The organism is Mesorhizobium sp. BH1-1-4 (genome assembly GCF_020165665.1).
Lineage (GTDB): Bacteria > Pseudomonadota > Alphaproteobacteria > Rhizobiales > Rhizobiaceae > Mesorhizobium.
The window spans coordinates 314,881-335,874 of the sequence record NZ_JAIUIN010000004.1; the positions used below are offsets into that span (position 1 = coordinate 314,881).

Genomic DNA, 20,994 nt, shown 5'->3' on the forward strand with positions numbered 1-20,994 from the left:
CAGTGAGCATTTCCAACACTTTGCTTGCACGTTTGAAGGACCCCTCGCTGGTTACTGACAAGGCCCTGATCGCCGGTGAATGGTTGTCGGGTGCCGATTGCGGCAAGTCCTTTGACGTCATCAATCCCTCGACCGGTGAAGTTATCGCGACCCTGCCGGACATGGGTCGCGCGGAGGCGGCCCGCGCGGTGGATGCTGCCTACAAGGCGCAGAAGGACTGGGCAAAAAAGACGGCCAAGGACAGAGCCGCGATCCTTCGCAGGCTCTACGATCTGATGCTCGCCAATGCCGACGATCTTGCCGCCATCCTGACCATGGAAATGGGCAAGCCGCTGGCCGAGGCGCGCGGAGAAATCCTCTACGGGGCCTCTTATGTCGAATGGTTCGGCGAAGAGGCCAAGCGCGTCTATGGCGATACGGTCCCTGGCCACCAGCAGGACAAGCGGATCATCGTCCTCAAGCAGCCGGTTGGCGTCGTCGCGGCGATCACGCCGTGGAATTTCCCGAATGCGATGCTGGCGCGTAAGTTCGCGCCGGCTGTCGCTGCCGGTTGCGCCATGGTGTCGAAGCCTGCGGCCGAGACGCCGCTTTCGGCGCTGTCGCTGGCGCTGCTGGCGCAACGCGCCGGTGTGCCGTCCGGCGTCTTCAGCGTCGTCACCTCGACCGATTCCTCGTCCATCGGAAAGGAATTCACCGAGAACGCCAAGGTGCGCAAACTGACTTTCACCGGCTCGACCGGCGTCGGCAAGATCCTGATGCGTCAGGGTGCAGAGCAGATCATGAAACTTGGTCTCGAGCTCGGCGGCAATGCGCCGTTCATCGTTTTCGACGATGCCGATCTCGATGCGGCGGTCGAAGGTGCGATGGTGTCGAAATACCGCAACAACGGCCAGACCTGCGTCTGCGCCAACCGGCTCTACGTGCAGGCTGGCGTCTACGACGTGTTTGCCGAAAAGCTGGCGGCTAAGGTTGCTGCGCTCAAGGTCGGAGACGGTTTCGAGGACGGCGTCAACGCCGGCCCACTCATCACCCGGAAGGCCGTGGAGAAGGTGGAAGAGCATATCGCCGATGCCCTTTCCAAGGGCGCCAGCATCACTCTGGGCGGCAAGCCCGCCGACCGGGCGGGTTTGTTCTTCCAGCCGACCATCCTGACCGGCGTGACGTCAGACATGAAGGTTGCGCGCGAGGAAACCTTTGGACCGGTTGCGCCGCTGTTCAAGTTCGAGACCGAGGACGAGGTGATCGAAATGGCCAACAACACCGAATTCGGGCTTGCCTCCTATTTTTATGCCAAGGACCTGTCGAAGGTGTTCCGCGTCGCCGAGGCGCTTGAATACGGAATGGTCGGCATCAACACCGGCCTGATCTCCAACGAGACGGCGCCTTTCGGCGGCATCAAGCAATCCGGCCAAGGCCGCGAAGGCTCGAAATATGGTCTCGAGGACTATCTGGAGATCAAATATCTTTGCCTCTCGATCGAAGGATAAGGGCTGACCCGCTCATTGCTCACCTCCTGAACACGGCAACGGCCGACACCGAAATGTTGGCATGAAAACCTCGTCGTCCGGTCGATGGCAGCCAGCGATGGACAGGAAGGACGACGGCTGTAGACCGCCTATCTCGACTCCAACAAAACCAGCGTGATGGAGCTGATCAGACCACCTTCCGCCACTGGTTTGGAGCGCGAATTTGAGCCCGACGGCTTTGTCGCCATGGTGGATGAAGAGCCGGTCGGCTTGTGCGGTAAATCCAGCGTCGAAAGGCGTGGTCGACCAAGAACGATTGTTATCTGCAGGAGCTCGATGTCGATCTCGAGGGCCGAAGCACGGTCTCGAGAGGACCCTCATGGAACCGGTCTATGCAAAAGGTCGACGAACCTAGCATACGCCAGCGTATTTGCGCGCGATCGGTCATGGAGGCTGCACGCCGTGGCACTGTGCCTCTTGGTCAGCCAATAAACGTCGGGCCAGCTTACGAGCACGCGCACCACGCGCCATGCCCATAACCAATCGCGATCCACGCGTTTGGAGGTCGTCGAACTCGCGATCAGCGCAAAGTTCGCCAGCAGGTGTTTCGCTGGCCTAGGCGCCACGGCTTGCGATCCATGAGCGTGCTTATGTTAGATTTTCAACTATCGTGTTGACAGAAGTTATCAATATCACATAAACGTCTGCCTCATGCCGAAAGGCACAAGAGAAGATTTCGGGAGGAGAACAAGATGGATTTCTTCAGCGGAGCCCGCACGCGGGCTGCGGGCGCGGTGTTGCACGGGGCTGTCTTCGTCGCGATGGGCTTGTGTTGGGCCGGTCCGGCCCTCGCCGACGATGTCATCCGCGTCGTTTCGCCTTACCAGACTACAACGCTCGATCCGATGCGCTCCGCGGCGGCCGGCAACATCGAAACCTACGGCCAGCTTTATTCGCGACTGCTGCGCCGCAACTTCGAAACCGGCGCGCTGGAGCCAGGGCTGGCCGAGAAATGGGAGATCTCGCCGGACGGCAAGACATACACTTTTCATCTGCGCGATGCCCAGTTCTCGGACGGTTCGCCGATCACGGCTGCCGACGTCGCCTTCAGCCTAGACCGTATCCGCAGCGACAAGAAATCGGCTTATCCTGCGCCGCTGGGCGCCGTGGAATCGGTGACCGTGGCGGATGCGAAAACCGTGGTGATCACCCTCAAGTCGGCCTTTGCGCCGTTCCTCGGCAATGCTGAAATCTGGAACATGGGCGTCGTCTCGAAAGCCGATGTGGAGAAGCGCGGCGAGGAGGCGGCTTTCGCCACGGTCCCAGTTACCTCCGGCCCCTATGAGGTCAAGCAGTGGAAGCCGAACGAGAAGCTCATTCTCGAACCCAATCCGCACTACTGGCGCAAGGGCTATCCGAAGTCGGATGCCACGGTTGAACTGATCGAGATCGCATCGCCCGAAACCCGTATCGCCATGCTGAAGGCCGGCGAGATCGACGTGGTGCGCGCGGTGCCGTGGACGCAGATCGACGAGCTAAAGGCGACCGAGACTGTGGATATGCGGCTCGAGCCTTCGACCACCATCTACATGATCCTGCTCGACCACAAGCGCGAGCCCTTCTCCAATCTGAAGGCGCGCCAGGCGGCCGGCATGGCGATCGACAACAAGGCCATGACCGCGGCGATCACGCGTGGCTATGCCGAACCGGCCAACACCACGCTGCCGGGCAGTATCGATTTCCATGACAAGGATTATCCGGGCATTCCGCACGACCCCGCCAAGGCAAAGGCACTACTGGCCGAATCCGGCATGGTGGGCCGCGAGGTAAAGATCCTGGCGACCGCCGATGCGCCGTCGCAGCAGACGGCACTGCTGATCCAGGCTCAATGGCAGGCGATCGGGTTGAAGCCGGTGATCGTCAATGTCGATAGCGGCGCCTGGTGGGATGCCACCGGCAAGGGCGATTACGACGCTGCTGCCAATTGGTGGTACAACGAGACTACCGATCCTGACCTTGCCGTGCGCTGGGCCGTGTGCGGATCCTGCGGCTCGAACTCCTACAGCACCTTCTATGCCAACCCGAAGGTGGACACGCTCGTGGAGCAGGGCACCAAGGAGGCCGACCAGGCCAAGCGCGCGGAAATATACAAGGAGATCCAGAAGATCACCACCGAAGAGGTCGCGCAGATCCCCCTCTATTACGCGCCGAATGCGGTTGCCTATTCCAAGCGTCTCCAGGGTCTCAAGCTGACGCCCGCGCTGCAATGGACGCTGGAAGAAACCTCCCTCGGCCATTGAGCCGCCTCAAGCGCGCCCCGCGACAGCGGTGCGCCCTTGACGCTCGAACCGGAGAACCGGATTGTCCCTTCTGCAACTCATCGCGCGGCGCCTGCTGCAATTGATCGGTGTGCTTGCCGGTATCAGCCTGGTGACGTTCCTGCTCGTGCACATGGCCCCCGGCGATCCTGCGCGGCTTCTTGCCGGGGAGCGGGCAAGTGCTGAAACCATAGCGGCGATCCGCTCGCAATATGGGCTGGACCTGCCGCTCTGGCGGCAGTTCCTGACCTATCTCGCAAACTTGCTTTCGGGTGATATCGGCCTGTCGCTGCGCTTTCAGCGGCCGGTCAGCCAGCTTATCGAACAATTCATGTGGCCGACATTGTTCCTGACCGTCTATGTCATTTCCCTCGCCGTCCCGCCGACGGTCGCGCTAGCCATCCTCGGTGCGCGCCGGCCCGGCGGCGTCGCCGACCAGATCATTCGTCTGGTGGGTATTGCGGGCCTCACCATTCCGGTGTTCTGGCTGGGCATAATGATGTCGCGCTTCTTCGGCGTTAGCCTCGGCTGGTTCCCGGTGTCGGGCTATGGCACGGGTTTCACCGGGCATCTACACCACCTCTTCCTGCCTGCGGTGTCGACGGCCATCTGGCTGGTCCCGGTTCTAACGCAGAGCCTGCGCGCCGCCCTCATCGAGAAGACGACGGCCGATTTCGTCACGGCCGCGCGGGCGCAGGGCGCCACGGAACGGCAGATCTTCTGGCAGACGATGCTGCCGAACGCCGTGCTGCCGACGCTTAACCTGCTCGGCGTCATGGTGGCCTTCATGATCGGTGGCGCGATTATCGTCGAAACCGTCTATGCGGTGCCGGGCCTCGGCACGTTGATGGTCAACGCGCTGCTTGGACGCGACTACTACGTCGTGCAGGGGCTGACTCTGGTCTTCGCAGTCTCGACCGTCCTGATCACGTTGCTGGTGGATTTGCTGAGCGCCTTCATCGATCCGCGCGTCCGGTTCTGAGGAGATCGCACATGGCTGAAAGCCCCGTTCTGGCACAGACCGCGCCCTCCATCCGCATCACGCCCACCATGCTGGTGGCGCTCGTCGTCCTGTTCGGCTGGCTGGCGCTGGCGCTGGCGGCCCAGGTGATCGCGCCCTATGACCCCGATGCCATCGACATCATGAACATGCTCTCGCCGCCGAGTGCCGCCCATTTATTCGGCACGGATCAGGTCGGCCGCGACGTCCTCTCGCGGGTTCTCTTCGCAAGCCGCGTCGATCTGCTGCTGTGCGTGGCCGGCGTGCTTCCACCGCTGCTGATCGGCACGACCATCGGGCTGCTGAGCGGCTATTTCGGTGGTGTGGTCGATAACGTGTTCATGCGCATCTACGACCTCACTGTCGCGTTCCCCTTCTTCGTCCTGGTGCTGGCCATCGTCGGCGTGCTGGGGCCGGGACTTCTCAACTTCATCCTGGCGCTGACGCTTGTGGGCTGGGTCAGCTACGCGCGCCTGGTGCGGGCGCAGGTGCTGACGATCCGGGAGAGCGAGTATATCCAGGCAGCCAAGTGCCTCGGCTATTCGCCGGCGGCCATCCTCGCCCGTCATGTGCTTCCTAACGCAATAGGGCCCGTCATCGCCTACGCGGTCAGTGATGCGGTGCTCGTCATGCTGGCCGGCGCGAGCTTTGGCTTCCTTGGCCTGGGTGCGCAGCCGCCAGTTGCCGAGTGGGGCGTCATGATCGCCGACGGACAGGCATTCGTGCAGCAAGCCTGGTGGATATGCCTGTTCCCCGGTCTGGCCGCGATTTCGCTCGGCCTCGGCTTTGCCTTGCTGGGTGACGGGCTGGGGCAGATACATCGCGGGGGAGCGACGGCATGAGCCGGCTGGACACCGGCAAGCCGCCGCTGCTCGACGTCAAGGACCTCTCCGTCAACTTCGGCGGCTTTGCGGCGGTCAAGAACGTTTCGTTCGCGCTCCAGGCGGGAGAGATTCTCGGCATCGTCGGTGAAAGTGGTTCAGGCAAGTCCGTCACGTGCCGTGCGGTGATGCGGCTGCTGACAGGAGCGGCGCGCGCCGTTGGTACGGTGGCACTCGAAGGGCAGGATCTTCTGGCGCTTGGGGAGGAAGAACTGTGCGCCATTCGCGGCCGCGACATCGGCATGATTTTCCAGAACCCGGCATCGCATCTCAACCCGCTGCGCAGCATTGGCCAGCAGGTCGCGGCGCCTATGATCCGACATCTCGGCATCGGCAAACGCGAAGGTCTGCTGCGCGCGGTCAAGCTGCTGGAGGACGTCGGTATCCACGAACCAGAAAAGCGTGCGCGTTCCTACCCACATGAATTTTCGGGCGGTATGAAACAGCGGGCGATGATCGCCGCCGCCATCGGCTGCCAACCAAAGCTGCTTATCGCCGACGAGCCGACGACTGCGCTCGACGTCACCGTGCAGGCCCGCATTCTTGAGCTGCTCAAGGAGCTAAACCGCAAGACCGGGTTGGCGATGATCCTCATTTCGCACGATCTCGGCGTCGTTGCGGATATCTGCTCGCGCGTCGTGGTCATGCGCAATGGCGAGGTGGTGGAGCAGGGGCCGATGGACGACGTCATCAACCGGCCGCGCCATGCCTATACAAGACTGCTGATCGAATCCCAGCCCGGCCGCAAGAGCTATGGCACGGCAGGCAGCCCGGATCGGAAAACATCGCTGCTTCGCGTCGAAAATCTTTCGGTGACATTCCCCGCCGGGCAGGGCTTGCTCGGCGGCTTGGGAAGCAGCAATTCCTTCCGCGCCCTCGACGGCGTCGATCTGGAGATCAACACGGGCGAAACGGTCGGCATTGTCGGCGAAAGCGGTTCGGGCAAGAGCACGCTCGCCCGATCGATCATTCGCCTGAACACGCCAAGCAGCGGTGCGATCCGTCTGGACGGGCAGGATGTCAGGGCGCTCCGCGGCGAAGCGCTGACCGCCTTCCGCCGCCGCGTGCAGATGGTGTTCCAGAGCCCGTACGATTCGCTAAATCCACGTCTGACGATCGCCGAGGCCGTCGCGGAGCCGATCTGGCGGCACGGCATTGCGGACCGACAAACGGCGCGGAAAGAAGCCGATGCGTTGCTGGAGATGGTGGAATTGCCGAGCAGCCTGCGCGATCGCAAGCCGCAGCAGCTTTCCGGCGGCCAATGCCAGCGCGTTGGCCTTGCACGGGCTCTGGCGCTGAAGCCGCAGCTTCTCATCGCGGACGAAATCACCTCGGCCCTCGATGTCACGACGCAGGCGCAGATCCTGGAACTGCTCGTGCGGCTCCAGCGCCAGCGCTCGCTGACGCTGCTCTACATCTCGCACGATCTTGCCGTGGTGAGCAGCCTTTGCCAGCGCGTCTATGTCTTCAAGGCCGGTCGCGTCGTTGAGCAAGGCGGGGCGCAACAGGTTCTGTCGAAACCGCAGGATCCCTATACGCAGGCGCTGGTCGGTTCGCTGGCCAGACTGCCAACGACCCGGACGATCCCCCTTTCACAAGGGGCAGCGACACATGCGACTTGATGAATATGCAGCCCACGACGGAACTAGCCTCGCCCGCCTGCTGGCAGAAGGAAAGGTCACGCCGAGGGAACTTGGCCGATGCGTCGAACAGGCCGTCGCGGCGGTGAACCCTGCGCTGAACGCCGTCATCGAACTCTATCCGGACGCGCTGGAAAGCCTGCCGGAGGGCGCGTCCGCCACCCCCTTCGGCGGCATTCCCACCCTCACCAAGGATTTTCCGGTCGAGGCGGGCCGGCCCGCCGAGTTCGGCAGCCGCCTTGCACAGGGTTTCAGCGCCGGTCACGATGCCGTCTACTGGACGCGTTTGCGCAAGGGCGGACTGGTCAATGCCGGGCGCACGGCCAGTTCCGAATTCGGCGTGCCGGCGGCGACGGAATCGCCGCTCTATGGCGCCACCCGAAATCCGTGGAACCCGCAACGCGGCGTTGCCGGCTCCAGCGGCGGGGCGGCGGCCGCGGTTGCTGCGGGTATCGTGCCTTTCGCCCAGGGCAGCGACGGCGGCGGATCGATCCGCAACCCGGCCGCGTTCTGCGGCTTGATCGGTTTGAAACCTTCACGCGGGCGCATTACCGGCGCGCCGACCGCGAATGCCCCGCTTCTGGGATTGGCGACGGCCTTCATGCTGACGCGCTCTGTGCGCGATACGGCCGTGCTGCTCGACTTGTGCCATGGTCCCGACGCCGGCGACGGCTATGAAATCGCACCGCCAGCGGGCACCTATCGTGATGCCATGCAGCGCCCGCCGCTAGGGCTGCGGATTGCGCTGTGTACAAAGTCATGGTCGGGCATTCAGCTCGATGCGGAGGTTGCGGCAGCAACAAGGTCTGCCGCGGAACGGTTCGTATTGCTTGGTCACCACGTCGAGGAAGCATCACCGGACTTCGACTATGCCGCCTTCCTCCATGCGCAGAAGGTCATCTGGGCGGCGGATGCGGCCGCGCATATGCCGGCCATGGCGCGGCTTATGAACCGCTCGCTGGAGGAAGCGCTTGGCACAAGCGTATATGCTCTTTATCGCTGGGGGCTCTGCATCAGCGGCGCACAGCTTATCGATGCGCTTGCCGCCTATGATCGCGTGACCCGGCAAGTCGGGCGCTTCCTTGCCGGATATGATCTCTTGCTGACGCCGACCAGCGCCATGCTGCCGGAACCGATCGGCACCTTCGATCCCAATCGCGCCGGCATCGACGCAGATGGCGTGTTCGACGACCTGGCGCCGAAGGAGGCCTTCACGGCGCTGTTCAATGCCACAGGACAGCCCGCGATATCCCTGCCGCTCGGGCGCAGTTGCGATGGCCTGCCCATAGGCATCCAGATCGTGGCCCGCTTTGGGCGGGAGGACCTGCTGCTTGCGGCTGCGCGGCAAATCGAAGAAGAGGTAGAAAGCGCCCCCGGCATCTGGGGACAGGGGCGTCCGGCCATTCACGCCGGCAACTTCTAGGAGTCTGTCACTGTGGCGAAGGCACAAGGCGGCAAGGATACCGCGGGATCGAACGGCGTCGAGGAGAAGATCGACATCGAAGCGATCCTGCGCGACCGCATGTCCGGGTTTTCGCCCTCGGAGCAAAGCCTTGCGGGCTATATCTTGGACAACATACAGATATTGCCCTTCGAGACCGGCAGCAGCATTGCGCAGGCGGTCGGCGTCAGCGAGATGACCGTCACGCGGTTCGTTCGCGGTCTTGGCTTCGAGAACCTGCGCGCCCTCAAGAAACGATTGCGCGTGGCGGTTACGGAGAAGGACAGCGAAATCGACGACTACATGGCCCGCTTTCAGATGCGCGAAGGGCGGCATCAAATGCTGCAGGAAAGCCTGCGGCTGGAGCTGGATGCCATCGTGAAGGCCTATGCCTTGACCACGTCCGAAGTGTGGGATGAGGCGGCGAGCCTGCTTGTGAAGGCGCGCACCATCTATGTCGTCGGTTTCCAAGCCTCGAAGGGCCTGGCGCTTGATTTCGCCAGCCGCCTGCTCTGGGCGCGTTCCAACGTTATTTTCATCGACAACGCCTCGGGCACGTTCGGCGAGATCATCAATGCAGATCCCAAGCACAGCGCCGTCGTCCTCGTTGACACTGCCTCCTACGCCACGCGCGGCATCAAGCTGTTGGAGAAGCTGAAATCGATGGACATGCCGCTGGTCATCGTCACCGACAAGTTCAGCCACTGGGCCTTTGCCTATACACGCTTGGTCTTCGAGGCGCATACGCATGTGAAAACCTTCTGGGATTCCACGGCAAGCCTCAGTGTCGTGCTCAATCTGCTCATCGATGCCGTTGCCACCAAACTCGGGCCGAAGGCCAAGCGCAACTTCGCCATGATGAGCGACATGGGTACCCTTTTTGGAGAATTCGTCGGCGGCAGCTATCTGCGCCGTAGCGACTGATCCATTCCAAACCGCACACGAGAGCATGCATGAGCAGTATCCCGCCATTCCGTGACCCGACTGCACCCAGCAATTCTGTCGTTCCAAGGCAAGAATGGGACCGCGCGCCTTGGAACCGCTGGACCTTCCAGCATGTCCGGGACCTGCTGCCGACCACGCAGGTCTGGCGCGGAGCAGGGCCGGCAAGCCTGCTGCAGGCCGATCTGCGGGAAATCGATGCCATTCCCTTCATGGCGGAGGGGCAGGCCTACACCGTTGGCAGCTTCCTCGACACGAGCTATGCCGATGGCCTCCTGGTGCTCCATGGCGGCAAGATCGTCGCCGAGCGCTACCTGAACGGTATGACACCGCATTCCCAGCACCTGTCGCAATCGGTCGCCAAGTCGGTTGTAGGCACCGTGGCAGGCATCCTGATCGACCGCGGAGTGGTCGATCCGGCCGCGTCCCTGACACACTATCTGCCGGAGCTGGAGGCGACGGCCTATCGCGGCGCGACCGTCCAGCACGTGCTCGACATGACCAGCGGCGTGTTCTTCGACGAGAGCTATACCGCGCTCGATTCCCACATGGCGCAGCTGGACGCCGCCAGCGGCTGGAAGGATCGTAGGAGCCCGAAATGGCCCGCCAGCGTCTGGGACCTGATCCTGTCCTTGAAGAATCTGGAGTGCCCGCACGGTTCCGCCTTCCGCTACCGCTCGATCGAGACGGATGTCCTGTCCTTCGTTCTACAGCGCGCCGCCGCCACCCCGCTTGGAGAACTCGTCAGCCGTGAATTGTGGGCGCCGATGGGGGCGGAAGAAGACGCCTATTTCACCGTGGACGCTGCCGGCTATGCTCTAGGTGACGGCGGGTTCAATGCGACTCTTCGCGACTATGCTCGTTTCGCCTTGCTGCATCTTCGCGCGGGCGAGGTCGACGGCCGGCGTATCGTGTCGAGCGAGTGGATTGCCGGGACACGGTTCGGTGCTGATCCGACGCGCTTCGGCGGCATATATCAGGAGGTTCTTCCCGGCGGGGCCTATCACAACCAGTTCTGGATCGAGGATACCGCACGCGGCGTCTATATGGCCCGCGGCGTCTTCGGACAACTCATCTACATCGACCCGGTGGCGGATTTCGCGGCGGTTGTCCTGTCGAGCTGGCCGGAATTCGTCAGCACGGCGAGGATGCGGACAGCGCTGGCGGCGGTCAGGGCTATCCGAGGGGCGCTGGCGTCGTAGCGAGCTGGCGCTCCCCGCAGCCGCGCTGGCGCTCGCCCTGGTCGGGTAGCGGGGTGCGGTTGGACGTGCCGGCCCGCTTGGGGACATGGTGGTTCGACGCCAGTCGAGCGTGAAATCTTGTCCCGACGCGCGAATTCATAGAATTGGAGCAGATCAACAAGTATAGTGTTGTAGGATTCGGGGGGAAGAAATGGCCGAACTTGGGCTTTTGGAATGGGCTGATAAGCAGCATGACTGGATCAGGGATGCCTTGAGAAGACACGCGGCGCGGCCAGGCTTCAACCTCGAGCAGGAGGATAAGGCCGATGTAGCGGCTGGGGTTCGTCACGTTGGTGGATTTACCGTCGATCTGCCAGACTGCTCTCCGATCTCGGCGGAGCATTTGAGGGCCAACCGTTCGAACGAGCCACGCGCGGTGCTTTGCTCGCTAGGCCCCGTCAAGCATTTGAACCGCCTCGCCGAAGAGCAGCAACTGCGTTTCGCCACGGATGGCATCACCATTGTCTACGGCGACAATGGAAGCGGAAAGAGCGGCTATTGCCGGATCGCGAAGAAGCTTTGCCGTAGCCTGACGGCGGATGATCTTCTTGGCAACGTGTTCGAGATCGGCGCCAAACCGCCAGCCGAGGTGCTTGTGCGGTTTCTCGAAGAGGGTGCTACGGAACCGACCCCCATCACCTGGAAGGACGGAACGCTGCCGCCCGCGTCAATTGCGCGGATTTCGGTTTTCGATTCCGCGAACGCTCGCCTCTACGTCGACAAGCAAAACCGTATCGGTTTTTTGCCTGCAGCCATCGCGCTTCTCGAAAGCCATGGACGTCACCGCGGCGAGCTTGAGGCCGACTTCCGGGAAGAAATCAAAGCGATCGAAAAGAGCCTAAAGACACCACTACCAGGTGGGTACACGGCTGGCGGCGCAATCGCAAAGCTGCTTGCTCGTCTGGAAATCAAGTCAAAGGACATGATGCCGTCCGCCGCTGAAATCAAAAATCTCGCGGCGCTCTCACCGCAGGAGATCGTTGATCTTGCTGGTCTCGAACAGGCTCTGGCAAGCGATCCTTCAACGATGGCCACAAAGCGTCGCCGCGCCAAGGTGGCCTTGGGGAAACTGCTAACAGCATCTGAACAGATCGACGCGGCGCTTTCAGTGGCAGCCGTCGACAACTATCGCAATCTTTGTGCAGCCGCCGATTCTACAGCGCAGGCGGCGCAACTTGCAGCTTCGGGCGCCTTCGTGACCATGCCGTTGAGCGGCGTTGGGCTTTCTCCCTGGCGGCTTATGTTCGATCATGCGCGCGTCTATGCAGCGAGCGTCAGCGGCATCGATCATCAGCACCTGCCAGATCAGGAAGGCGATCGTTGTATGCTGTGCCAGGAGCCGATGACGGCCGACGCCGCGGCGCGCGTGCGGTCCTTCAATGACTTCGTAACGGGCGCCGCAAACAAGGCGGCGCGAGTCGCAGCAGTTGCCCATGAAGAAGCCCTGGGCCAACTCAAGGGACTTGCCATTGCGACCGGAGAGACGATTGAGGCAGCTCTCGGAGAGTTTGGCGATCTGTCCGCCGCACGCAAGGCGATGGTGGCGCTGATCGCGGCATATTATGTCGCCGCAGGCAAAAGGCGTGATGGCATTGTCGCTGCGGCTGCGGCTGCGGTGTCCGAGTTCGCGCTGTTTCCGCAACTTGCAGCGCCAGTTGCATCGAAAATCCGAACAGAGGCGGAGGCTCTAGAGGCCGAAGCGCAGACGGACGACAAGGCAGCGGCCGACGACGGGAATCGCGCTGCCGATCGAGCTCGTCGCGATACACTCAAGGACCGGAAAAAGCTGGGCGAGGACCTCACCATCGTTCTCGCGCGCCTGGCGGACCTTGAAGAGCGACGCAAGCTACTCTCATGCTGCGACGCTGTCGAAACAGGCTCGGTGTCTCGGCAGATGACGTCGCTTCGACGAAGCCTTGTCATGGAGAATCTCGAAAAGCGGGTCGTAGCCGAGATTGAGGCCCTGGCGTTAACGCACATCCCGTTCGCAGTTAATGATCGTAGTCAAGATGGGCAGAGCTATTTCGAGGTTGGGCTCAACGCGGCGAGAGCTATCCCAAACAGCAAGGTCTTAAGTGAAGGAGAGCAGCGCGCGCTTGCGCTGGCCTGCTTTCTAGCCGAGGTCGGAGGAGACACATCGCGTCAAGGCATGATCATCGACGACCCTGTATCGTCTCTCGACCATGTTCGGATCAGGCGGGTCGCGGCAAGGCTGGTGAAAGAAGCGGCCACAGGACGTCAAGTCATCATTTTCACGCATAATCTTTTGTTCTTCAATGAGGTGATTGACGCCGCTGCGCAGGCCAATCCGCCGGTTCCGCTTATTCGAAACTACATCAATAAGTCCGAATCTGCCGGCTTTGGCTTGATCAGCGAAACTGACGAGCCGTGGATCGCACAATCCGTCACGAAGCGCATCGATACTCTCAAGACGCGCCTGAAGAGCTTCGACGGCGCCACTGATTTCACCACTGATGCTTGGCGAAGGTCAGCGAAGGACTTCTACACCGATCTTCGGGAAACCTGGGAGAGGCTCGTTGAAGAAATACTGCTCGGTAAGGTCGTCGAGCGATTTAACAGCGATGTCAAAACGCAGAGCCTGAAGGGTGTCGTGGTTGAGGATGAAGACCACAAGCGAATCTATTGGGCCATGAAGCGAGTTTCGGAACGTTCCGGACATGACATGGCGGCCGCCAAGGCCATCCCAATTCCAACACCAGCCGATATGAAGGGCGATCTTGATGGGATCGACCAATATCGTGTCGACACTATCAAGCGGAAGAAGGATGCCGAAAAGCGGCGAATTGAGCTTGAGCAGCCTCCCAAGGCGACCATGCTCTAGCTTGACCTGTTGACGCGGCGATCCGTGAGCCTTGTCGCCTGGTCTAGATGACCACCTTCAGGTGACTCGATAGCACCAAACCTGCTGCCCCTCGCAATGCCGTATGGCCCTCGCCAATACCGTTCACCGTGATGGAAATTTCCTGGTTTGGTCTCATCATCACCAGTTGTTCGACATGCTGCCTGACGCGTTCTGCAGCCGCTTGGCCGCCGCCCGCGACGTCGCCATGCAGGACATAGGAGTTAAGAGATAGCGTCTGCTGCAGGTTGACGATTCCGAAAGCTACATTTCGCGTGTAGCGGTCGAGGAGGGCATCTGCCGCCTTCGATCCGTCTGCCGCCTCGTTCACAAGACGCGCGCATGTGATGTTGCCCGGGTCCCGCAACCCTAGCCGGCCAGCCTCTCGTCGTAGCCAAGGCAAGGCAGCCACCGTTTCCCAGCAGCCGCGTTTACCGCAATTGCAGGCCTCGCCATCGATTTGAACGACGGAATGGCCAAGTTCGCCGCCAGAGCCGGCAAGCCCGCGATAAACCTTCCCCTCGATATAGAAGGCTCCTCCCAGAACCTCCCCGGTGTAGATCGCCGCGAAGGTCTGCAGTCCGCGCCCAGGTCCAAACCATCGGTCGCCTACAAGCAAGGCCCGGGGGTGGTGATCAATGACGACCGGTAGCGAGAAATGTTCCTGCAAAAGGTCTACCAGGGGCACTCCCGTCAAAACAGGCGCGAGATTTACGGCAAGGATTACGCCATTGTCGCTGTCGATCATCCCCGCGGACGCAACACCAATCCCAAACGGTGCTTGAGGCGCTTGTGAAAGCGTGGACGAAAGCGTTTCCTTGATGACCGACAGGAAGGTATCCCGGTGGCCAAAAGGATCGAAATCGGCTTTCCTGTGCGCTTGGATTTCCCCAGTCAGTGTTACAAGGCACGTCTGGATCTTACCGGGCAGAAGGAGCACCGCTCCGAGCATGGGTGCATCAGGATTGAAGAAGAGCGGCCGGGCGGGCTTGCCTCCTTTGACGTCCGAAGGGGCTGCGTCCCCTTCTACCAGGAGTTTCTCCTCAATCATCGGCTGAACGATGCCGGTTATCGTCGTACGGTTCACCCCTGCAAGACGTGCCAAGTCTACACGGCTTTTAGGCCCATTGTCATACAAAGCCTGCAACACGCGCCCGCGATTGATGGCACCGAGAGTCAATTGGGAGATAAGGGTCACGTTGGTGCCTGTCTCCCCGGCCCCGATGTCTTTGGAAGGCGTGCGGCGGCCCAATGAGTAGGAGGGCTGGTTCTCGAATTTCAACTGACAACTCCAATTTAGCCCGTTGTACGCTGCCGCGTTTTGCCCGACCAGATAGCTTGGCCTTTCGGAAGCCGCGTTTTCAAATTTTGGCGCCAAAATACGCCTTGCTAATTTTCATTATGTCGGCCTATTGACCGTATCATAGGTTTGTGCGAAGTACAAACTAACTGCTGAAAAGGGCAGACGAGGGACGACGATCGCGAGCATGGCACAAACATGGCCGGATCGGACGAGAGCAACTGGAGGAGTGTCTAATGCCGATTGATATCGCAAACATATCGCGCCGCAACATGCTGAAAACCGTTTCCGCCGCAGCTCTCCTGGCCGGCGTCGGGACCCTGTCTGCGCCCCGGCGCGCCGCCGCACAAGACGCCAACTCGGTGCGCGTCCTGTCGGTTGAAGACCCGTTCTTCTTTGCAATGAAAGCGATGGTTCCCGAATACGAAAAGGAAACCGGCATCAAGGTCGAATTGGAAAGCCTTTCCTATGATGCGCTGCAGTCGCGGCTTGTGTCCTCCTTTGTTGCCAAAACGTCCGATGCCGACGTCATTGTTGTCGACCAGATGTGGCTTGGGCAGTATCTCGACAACGGTTGGATCGTGTCGCTCAGCGATTTCATCGCCAAGGATGGCGATATCGATCTTTCGGACTTCATCCCCGAGGTACTCTATTCGTGCAACATGTGGCGCGGACAGATCGGGACTTTGCCGATCGCGGCCTATGCGCAGGGCGTCATGTATCGCAAGGACATGTTCGACGAGTTTGGTCTTGCCGCACCGCCGACGCAGACGTCGGAAGACTGGACCTGGACGAAGTACGTCGACACCTTGCAGTCGCTGGAAGGCAAGTCCTTCGGCGGGCAACCGGTCTTTCCGACGGTGGTTTGCGGATCGCAGCCTTCGCCGATTGTCCACATGTTTACCCAGCTCTCTGTGAGCCACGGCGCGAACTGGTTCAAATCGTTCCCGGCCGCTCCCTGGGACTTTGCCCCGCAACTGACAGACCAAGCCTGGATCAAATCCGTCGATATCTATCGTCAGCTCTACAAGCTCTCGCCGCCTGAGGCGATCAATTACGTGTGGTTCGACGCCGGAACGCGCTTCGCCAAGGGCGATGTCGGCATGTTCTACTGGTGGACGCCATATTTCTACCTGATCAAGAACTCCGGCTACATGACCGGCAAGAAGTCCGACGTCATGGACAAGTATGCGACGGCGGCTCTGCCGAAGGCGGAGGGTGTGCCTCAGACTGTCAGCGTAGGCGGTTACAGCCTGGGTATTCCTTCCAGCTCTGAGCGGCAGGACGCAGGCTACGCCTTCATCAAGTGGGCAACGTCGAAGGCGACCCAGAAGAAAATGGCTCTTTGGCCGGATCTCAACTACCAGTTCTCCGACTTCGCCCGTGCTTCACTTTATGAGGATGAGGAGGTGAAGGCTGTTTATCCCTACCTCGATGTTCAGTATTCAATGATGAAGCAAGGCAACGGCAAGATCACGCGACCGCCCGTCCCTGGTTATACGGCGATTGAAAGCGTGCTGGGCCTCACATTGAACCAGCTCCTCACCGGGACGGAGGATCCAAAGACTGCCCTTGAGCGGACCAACAGCCTGTTTGAGAGCATCCTGAAGGGCAATCTCATGATCCCATATCAAAAGGAAAGCTTTGCCGACACCTTGGATGGTGCCAAGGCCCTGATCGGCAAGCTTGGCAAGAAGTAATACAGTTCTCCTCGTGCCGGCGCGGCAGTGCTCGCGCCGGCGAAACGGGTGAAAAAGAACTGGATCCTGGCAATGCCCTCTACGACCATTCGTTCGCCGCTTGCCCTCGGACCTGGCAAGAAGAGCTTTGTCCGCAAAAATCTGCCCTACCTGCTCATTGCGCCTTCAGTCGTAATGCTGCTTGCGCTGATTGCTTACCCCTTGCTGTTCGCACTGAGGTCGAGCTTCTACTTCTGGAACCTGCAGATCGGACCGCAGCCGCTCGCCTTCGTCGGCTTCGAAAACTATGTTCAGGCCTTCAATGCCTTCGATTTCCGCGCCTCGCTTGGCAACACGCTGATCTTGTCAACAATGGGCACGGCAATTGAGTTTGGACTGGGACTGACGATCGCTTTGGTCCTGCTCAAGGCCCTGCCTGGCATGAACGTCGTGCGTGCCCTGTTGATCTTGCCGACGACGATTGCCCCAATAGTTGTCGGCTTTCTGTTCCGCTATCTCTACGATCCCGGCGGCGGCCTGCTGGTCTGGGTGCTCCAGGCTTTGTGGCTGCCCGTCCCTGCGCAGGGAATACTCGGGTCACCGTCCACGGCGCTCGCCGCCATTCTGTTCGTCGACATCTGGCAGTGGACACCCTTCTTTGCCATCGTGCTCTACGCCAGCCTGCTGGCTGTCCCCGACGAGATCATCGAGGCCGCGCGGCTGGATCGCGCTTCGCCCTGGACGATTCTGTTTCGGATCAAGCTGCCGCTCATCAAGCGCACCGCGATTATCATCGTCATGCTGCGCTTCATGCAAATATTCAACACGTTCGATACAGTGCTCGTATTGACACGCGGCGGACCGGGCACGTCCACGCGCACCCTGGGCTACTCGCTTTACGAGCAGGGTCTCGTGAATTTCAACATCGGTCTCGTCAGTGCAATGACGTGGATCACGGTGCTGATCGTCAACATCATTGTCGCCCTGTACGTCTTCGTCGCCTTTCGCAATGAGGAGTGGTGACATGACGCGTCGCCGAACCAGTTTCTACACAGCGGCAACCTACGCTGCCGGCCTTCTCTTCCTGGCCATTTTTGTCGGGCCGATTTTGTGGTTCATCGCTCTTGCGATCCGCCCGGCCGAGACGGCCTTCACAATGCCGCCTTCATTATCCTTCGAGCCCAATCTCGACGCGTTCCGGCATATTCTCGTCGATCCAGGCACCAACGCGCCTCAACTGGCGAATAGCCTGATCGTTGCCATTGGCGCGGTGTTGCTCAATCTGCCTTTCTCGGTGCCAGCCGCCTATGCACTGTCTCGCTTCAAGCTGCGCGGCAAGAAGAACATCATGTTGTGGTACCTCGGCCTTCTCATGGCCCCGCCGATCGCGTTCCTGATTCCGTATTTCATTTTGATCACGCGTATAGGACTCCAAGGCTCTTACTTTTCCATGGTCTTGGTCCTGCAGACGCTGACGATCCCGTTTTCCGTGTGGCTGATGAAAAGCTTCATCGATGAGGTGCCGGCGGAATTGGAAGAAGCCGCCCGCGTCGACGGCGCCCGCTGGTACACGATCATGTGGCGCATCACGCTCCCCATCGTTCGTCCCGGGATCATCGTGACGTCCATGTTTGCATTCGTGTTTGCATGGAACAATGCCGCCTTTCCGCTGGTCTTGAGTTCGCGCTCGACCGCCACCCTTCCGATCGGAACACTTGGCTACTTCGCTACCAGCGGGGTGACATGGAATTACATCGCCGCCGCTGCCGTCCTGGCAATGATCCCGCCGATGATAATCTTCCTTGTTTTCGATCGATACGTCGTACGAGGCCTCACCTTCGGCTCGGTGAAAGGCTGACCTTCCCTTGTTTGAATTGGAGTAAATGGAAATGAGCAAATTGCGCATGGGCGTCATCGGCGCGGGCCTTTGGGGCAACAATCACGCCCACACTTTCAAGGTGTTGCCGGAAACCGAGCTGATCGGCGTCTGCGACCTCGACGAGGGCAGGGCTCTCAAAATGAAGGACACCTTCGGGGCGGCTCGGGCGTTCACCGATTACATGAAGCTGATTTCCAGTGACGATATCGATGCGATATCGGTAGCAACACCGGATTTTACTCATGCGCCGATCGTTCTCGCGGCACTCAAGGCCGGCAAGCATGTTCTCAGCGAAAAGCCACTGGCCACGACGGTGAAGGAAGCCGAGGAGATCGCCGAGGCTGCCGCCAGGTCTTCGGGCAAGCTGATGGTGGACTTTCACAACCGTGTAAATCCCATTCTCACCCAAGTTCGCGACATGATCCAGGACGGCCAGATTGGTCTTGCCAAGCATGGGAACGCGCGTCTTTCCAACACCACGTTTGTGCCTTTTGAAATGCTGAGCTGGGCCGCGAAGTCTTCTGCGCTGTGGTTCCTGGGCAGCCATCTCGTCGATGTCTTGCGCTTCATTCTCGCTGACGAAGTCGTGCGCGTCTATTCGGTCGCTCGCTCGGGCACACTGTCTGGCCGCGGCGTGGACACGAAGGATTTCCACGTATCGATCCTCGAATTCTGCAAGGGAACGGTTGTGACCATGGAAAACAGCTGGATTCTGTCGCGAGACAATCCTTCCCTGGTTGACTTCAAGATCGAGTTCGTCGGCGAAAAGGGCCAGATCCAGGCCGATCCCACCCACAATGGCGGCCTGCGTCGCATTGGGGAGGGAGGTTTGAAGTACAACGACTATATCGGCATAACCCCGACCGGCGAGACCCGCATCGGTGGCTTTGTGCTCGAATCCATTGCCCGCTTCGTGGACAGCGTGATGCGCGGTGCTCCATTGCTGGCCGATGCACAGGATGGTCTGGCAAACACCCGGATCTTGGCGGCGATCGAGGAGTCTGTCGCCAGCGGCAAGGCTGTAAACCTCGCCAGCGCCGGAGCCTGAACACACATAGGGTTTTCTGTCTCACGGGACGGCTGGCCTCGCCCACTGATGCTGCGGAGTAGTTTTATGGCGTCCATGACCTTTGACGGAGTTGGCAAGACGTACCCGGACGGGACCGTTGCCGTCGCCAACGTAAGCTTTGCGATCGCCGACGGAGAATTCGTGGTCTTGGTCGGCCCGTCGGGTTGCGGCAAGTCAACCTTGCTGAGAATGGCGGCGGGCCTCGAAACCCTCAATAGCGGCCGACTCCTGATGGGTGACAACGATGTCACCGAAGACGACCCGCAGGATCGGGATATAGCCATGGTGTTCCAAAACTATGCGCTTTATCCGCATATGACCGTTTATGAAAACATGGCGTTCGGCTTGCAACAGCGCAAAATGCCGAAGCAAGAGATCGACAAGCTGGTGCGGGTTGCCGCCGAAATGCTCGATCTAACTCGCCACCTGGGGCGCAAGCCAGGTGCCTTGTCCGGCGGCCAGCGCCAACGTGTCGCCATGGGCCGTGCCATTGTTCGCCATCCCATGGCTTTCCTGATGGATGAGCCTTTGTCCAATCTTGATGCGAAGCTTCGCGTGCAAATGCGAGGTGAGCTCAAGCTGCTCAATCAGCGCCTGGGTGTTACGACGCTCTATGTAACGCATGATCAGGTCGAGGCCATGACCATGGGAGACCGCGTTGCGGTGCTCAAGCCGGTTCGCGATGGCCTGGAAAGCAATCTTCAGCAGCTCGACACACCGCAAATGCTGTACGACAAACCAGTCAATCTGTTTGTCGCCGGCTTTATTGGCTCCCCGGCCATGAATTTCGTGCGCATCGAGCTCGAGGGAGAGGCCGGAGCCCCGATCGCCACAATAGTAGGCACAAGCATATCCTTTCCTGTGTCCGCCGGGCCGGCACTGTCCAGCTTTATCGGCCGACAGGTCATTGCTGGAATTCGCCCCGAAATGTTCCAGGTTTGTGCCCAACATGAGGCGTTGTTCAACGAGAAGATCCCGGTTGCAGAAGCACTTGGGGCCGATACGTTCATTTTTTTCGACATCACGTCCCCTCCTGTGAACGTCAACGATGCGGAAGACACCGAAGACTTCCCGCACAAGGGTAAGAACCGACTTGTGGCGCGGATCCCTCCGGCCTTGACGCCCGCTCCCAATCAGCGCCTGGCTCTGACTGTCGACAAGGAGAAGCTGCATTGGTTCGACCCGGTGACGGGCGCCGCAATCCGTGACTGATCGACCACACAAAACATCCCCCAGCTAGGGATCTACCCTTTCTCTTGCCCTCCCAGGCACCCTGGC

15 protein-coding genes are annotated in these 20,994 nt (G+C 60.4%); 14 read left to right on the plus strand and 1 reads right to left on the minus strand.

Features of this window, described 5'->3' with window-relative positions:
- Nucleotides 1–2: 2 nt before the first annotated feature.
- From LB569_RS10400 to LB569_RS10440, 9 genes are all read left to right on the plus strand, one after another.
- Entirely contained in the window at nucleotides 3–1,487 is a 1,485-nt protein-coding gene (locus tag LB569_RS10400; RefSeq protein ID WP_224692149.1) for an NAD-dependent succinate-semialdehyde dehydrogenase, read from the plus strand.
- Nucleotides 1,488–2,218: 731 nt separating this feature from the next.
- A complete protein-coding gene (locus LB569_RS10405; RefSeq protein WP_224692150.1) occupies nucleotides 2,219–3,766 on the plus strand; it encodes an ABC transporter substrate-binding protein in 1,548 nt (515 codons plus the stop codon).
- Between the two features lie 61 nt (nucleotides 3,767–3,827).
- A complete protein-coding gene (locus LB569_RS10410; RefSeq protein WP_224692151.1) occupies nucleotides 3,828–4,766 on the plus strand; it encodes an ABC transporter permease in 939 nt (312 codons plus the stop codon).
- Between the two features lie 11 nt (nucleotides 4,767–4,777).
- On the plus strand, nucleotides 4,778–5,626 hold the full coding sequence (locus LB569_RS10415) for an ABC transporter permease (protein ID WP_224692152.1): 849 nt from the start codon (nucleotides 4,778–4,780) through the stop codon (nucleotides 5,624–5,626).
- The gene (locus LB569_RS10420) at nucleotides 5,623–7,287 is read left to right on the plus strand and encodes a dipeptide ABC transporter ATP-binding protein (protein WP_224692153.1); all 1,665 of its coding nucleotides are present in this window, start codon (nucleotides 5,623–5,625) and stop codon (nucleotides 7,285–7,287) included. Before LB569_RS10415 ends, LB569_RS10420 begins: the two co-directional genes overlap by 4 nt.
- Nucleotides 7,277–8,728: an amidase gene (locus LB569_RS10425; RefSeq protein ID WP_224692154.1), complete on the plus strand. Its 1,452-nt coding sequence runs from the start codon at nucleotides 7,277–7,279 to the stop codon at nucleotides 8,726–8,728. Before LB569_RS10420 ends, LB569_RS10425 begins: the two co-directional genes overlap by 11 nt.
- A 12-nt stretch (nucleotides 8,729–8,740) precedes the next feature.
- Nucleotides 8,741–9,670, plus strand: a complete 930-nt coding sequence (locus tag LB569_RS10430; RefSeq protein WP_224692155.1) for a MurR/RpiR family transcriptional regulator — start codon at nucleotides 8,741–8,743, stop codon at nucleotides 9,668–9,670.
- A gap of 29 nt (nucleotides 9,671–9,699) precedes the next feature.
- Nucleotides 9,700–10,890, plus strand: coding sequence for a serine hydrolase domain-containing protein (locus LB569_RS10435; RefSeq protein WP_224692156.1), 1,191 nt, complete (start codon nucleotides 9,700–9,702; stop codon nucleotides 10,888–10,890).
- A gap of 190 nt (nucleotides 10,891–11,080) precedes the next feature.
- Nucleotides 11,081–13,771, plus strand: a complete 2,691-nt coding sequence (locus tag LB569_RS10440; RefSeq protein ID WP_224692157.1) for an AAA family ATPase — start codon at nucleotides 11,081–11,083, stop codon at nucleotides 13,769–13,771.
- A 43-nt stretch (nucleotides 13,772–13,814) separates the two neighbouring features.
- Here LB569_RS10440 and LB569_RS10445 read toward each other — a convergent pair whose 3' ends face one another.
- Nucleotides 13,815–15,071: an ROK family transcriptional regulator gene (locus tag LB569_RS10445; protein WP_224692158.1), complete on the minus strand. Its 1,257-nt coding sequence runs from the start codon at nucleotides 15,069–15,071 to the stop codon at nucleotides 13,815–13,817.
- Nucleotides 15,072–15,325: 254 nt separating this feature from the next.
- On the opposite strand from LB569_RS10445, the gene LB569_RS10450 reads away from it, so the two are divergent.
- From LB569_RS10450 to LB569_RS10470, 5 genes are all read left to right on the plus strand, one after another.
- On the plus strand, nucleotides 15,326–16,789 hold the full coding sequence (locus tag LB569_RS10450; protein WP_224692159.1) for an ABC transporter substrate-binding protein: 1,464 nt from the start codon (nucleotides 15,326–15,328) through the stop codon (nucleotides 16,787–16,789).
- 72 nt (nucleotides 16,790–16,861) lie between these two features.
- Nucleotides 16,862–17,791, plus strand: coding sequence for a carbohydrate ABC transporter permease (locus tag LB569_RS10455; RefSeq protein WP_224692307.1), 930 nt, complete (start codon nucleotides 16,862–16,864; stop codon nucleotides 17,789–17,791).
- Between the two features lies 1 nt (nucleotide 17,792).
- Nucleotides 17,793–18,626, plus strand: coding sequence for a carbohydrate ABC transporter permease (locus LB569_RS10460; protein ID WP_224692160.1), 834 nt, complete (start codon nucleotides 17,793–17,795; stop codon nucleotides 18,624–18,626).
- A 31-nt stretch (nucleotides 18,627–18,657) separates the two neighbouring features.
- A complete protein-coding gene (locus LB569_RS10465) occupies nucleotides 18,658–19,695 on the plus strand; it encodes a Gfo/Idh/MocA family protein (protein ID WP_224692161.1) in 1,038 nt (345 codons plus the stop codon).
- 66 nt (nucleotides 19,696–19,761) lie between these two features.
- Complete coding sequence (locus LB569_RS10470; RefSeq protein WP_224692162.1) at nucleotides 19,762–20,928, plus strand: ABC transporter ATP-binding protein; 1,167 nt, start codon at nucleotides 19,762–19,764, stop codon at nucleotides 20,926–20,928.
- The last annotated feature ends 66 nt before the right edge of the window (nucleotides 20,929–20,994 follow it).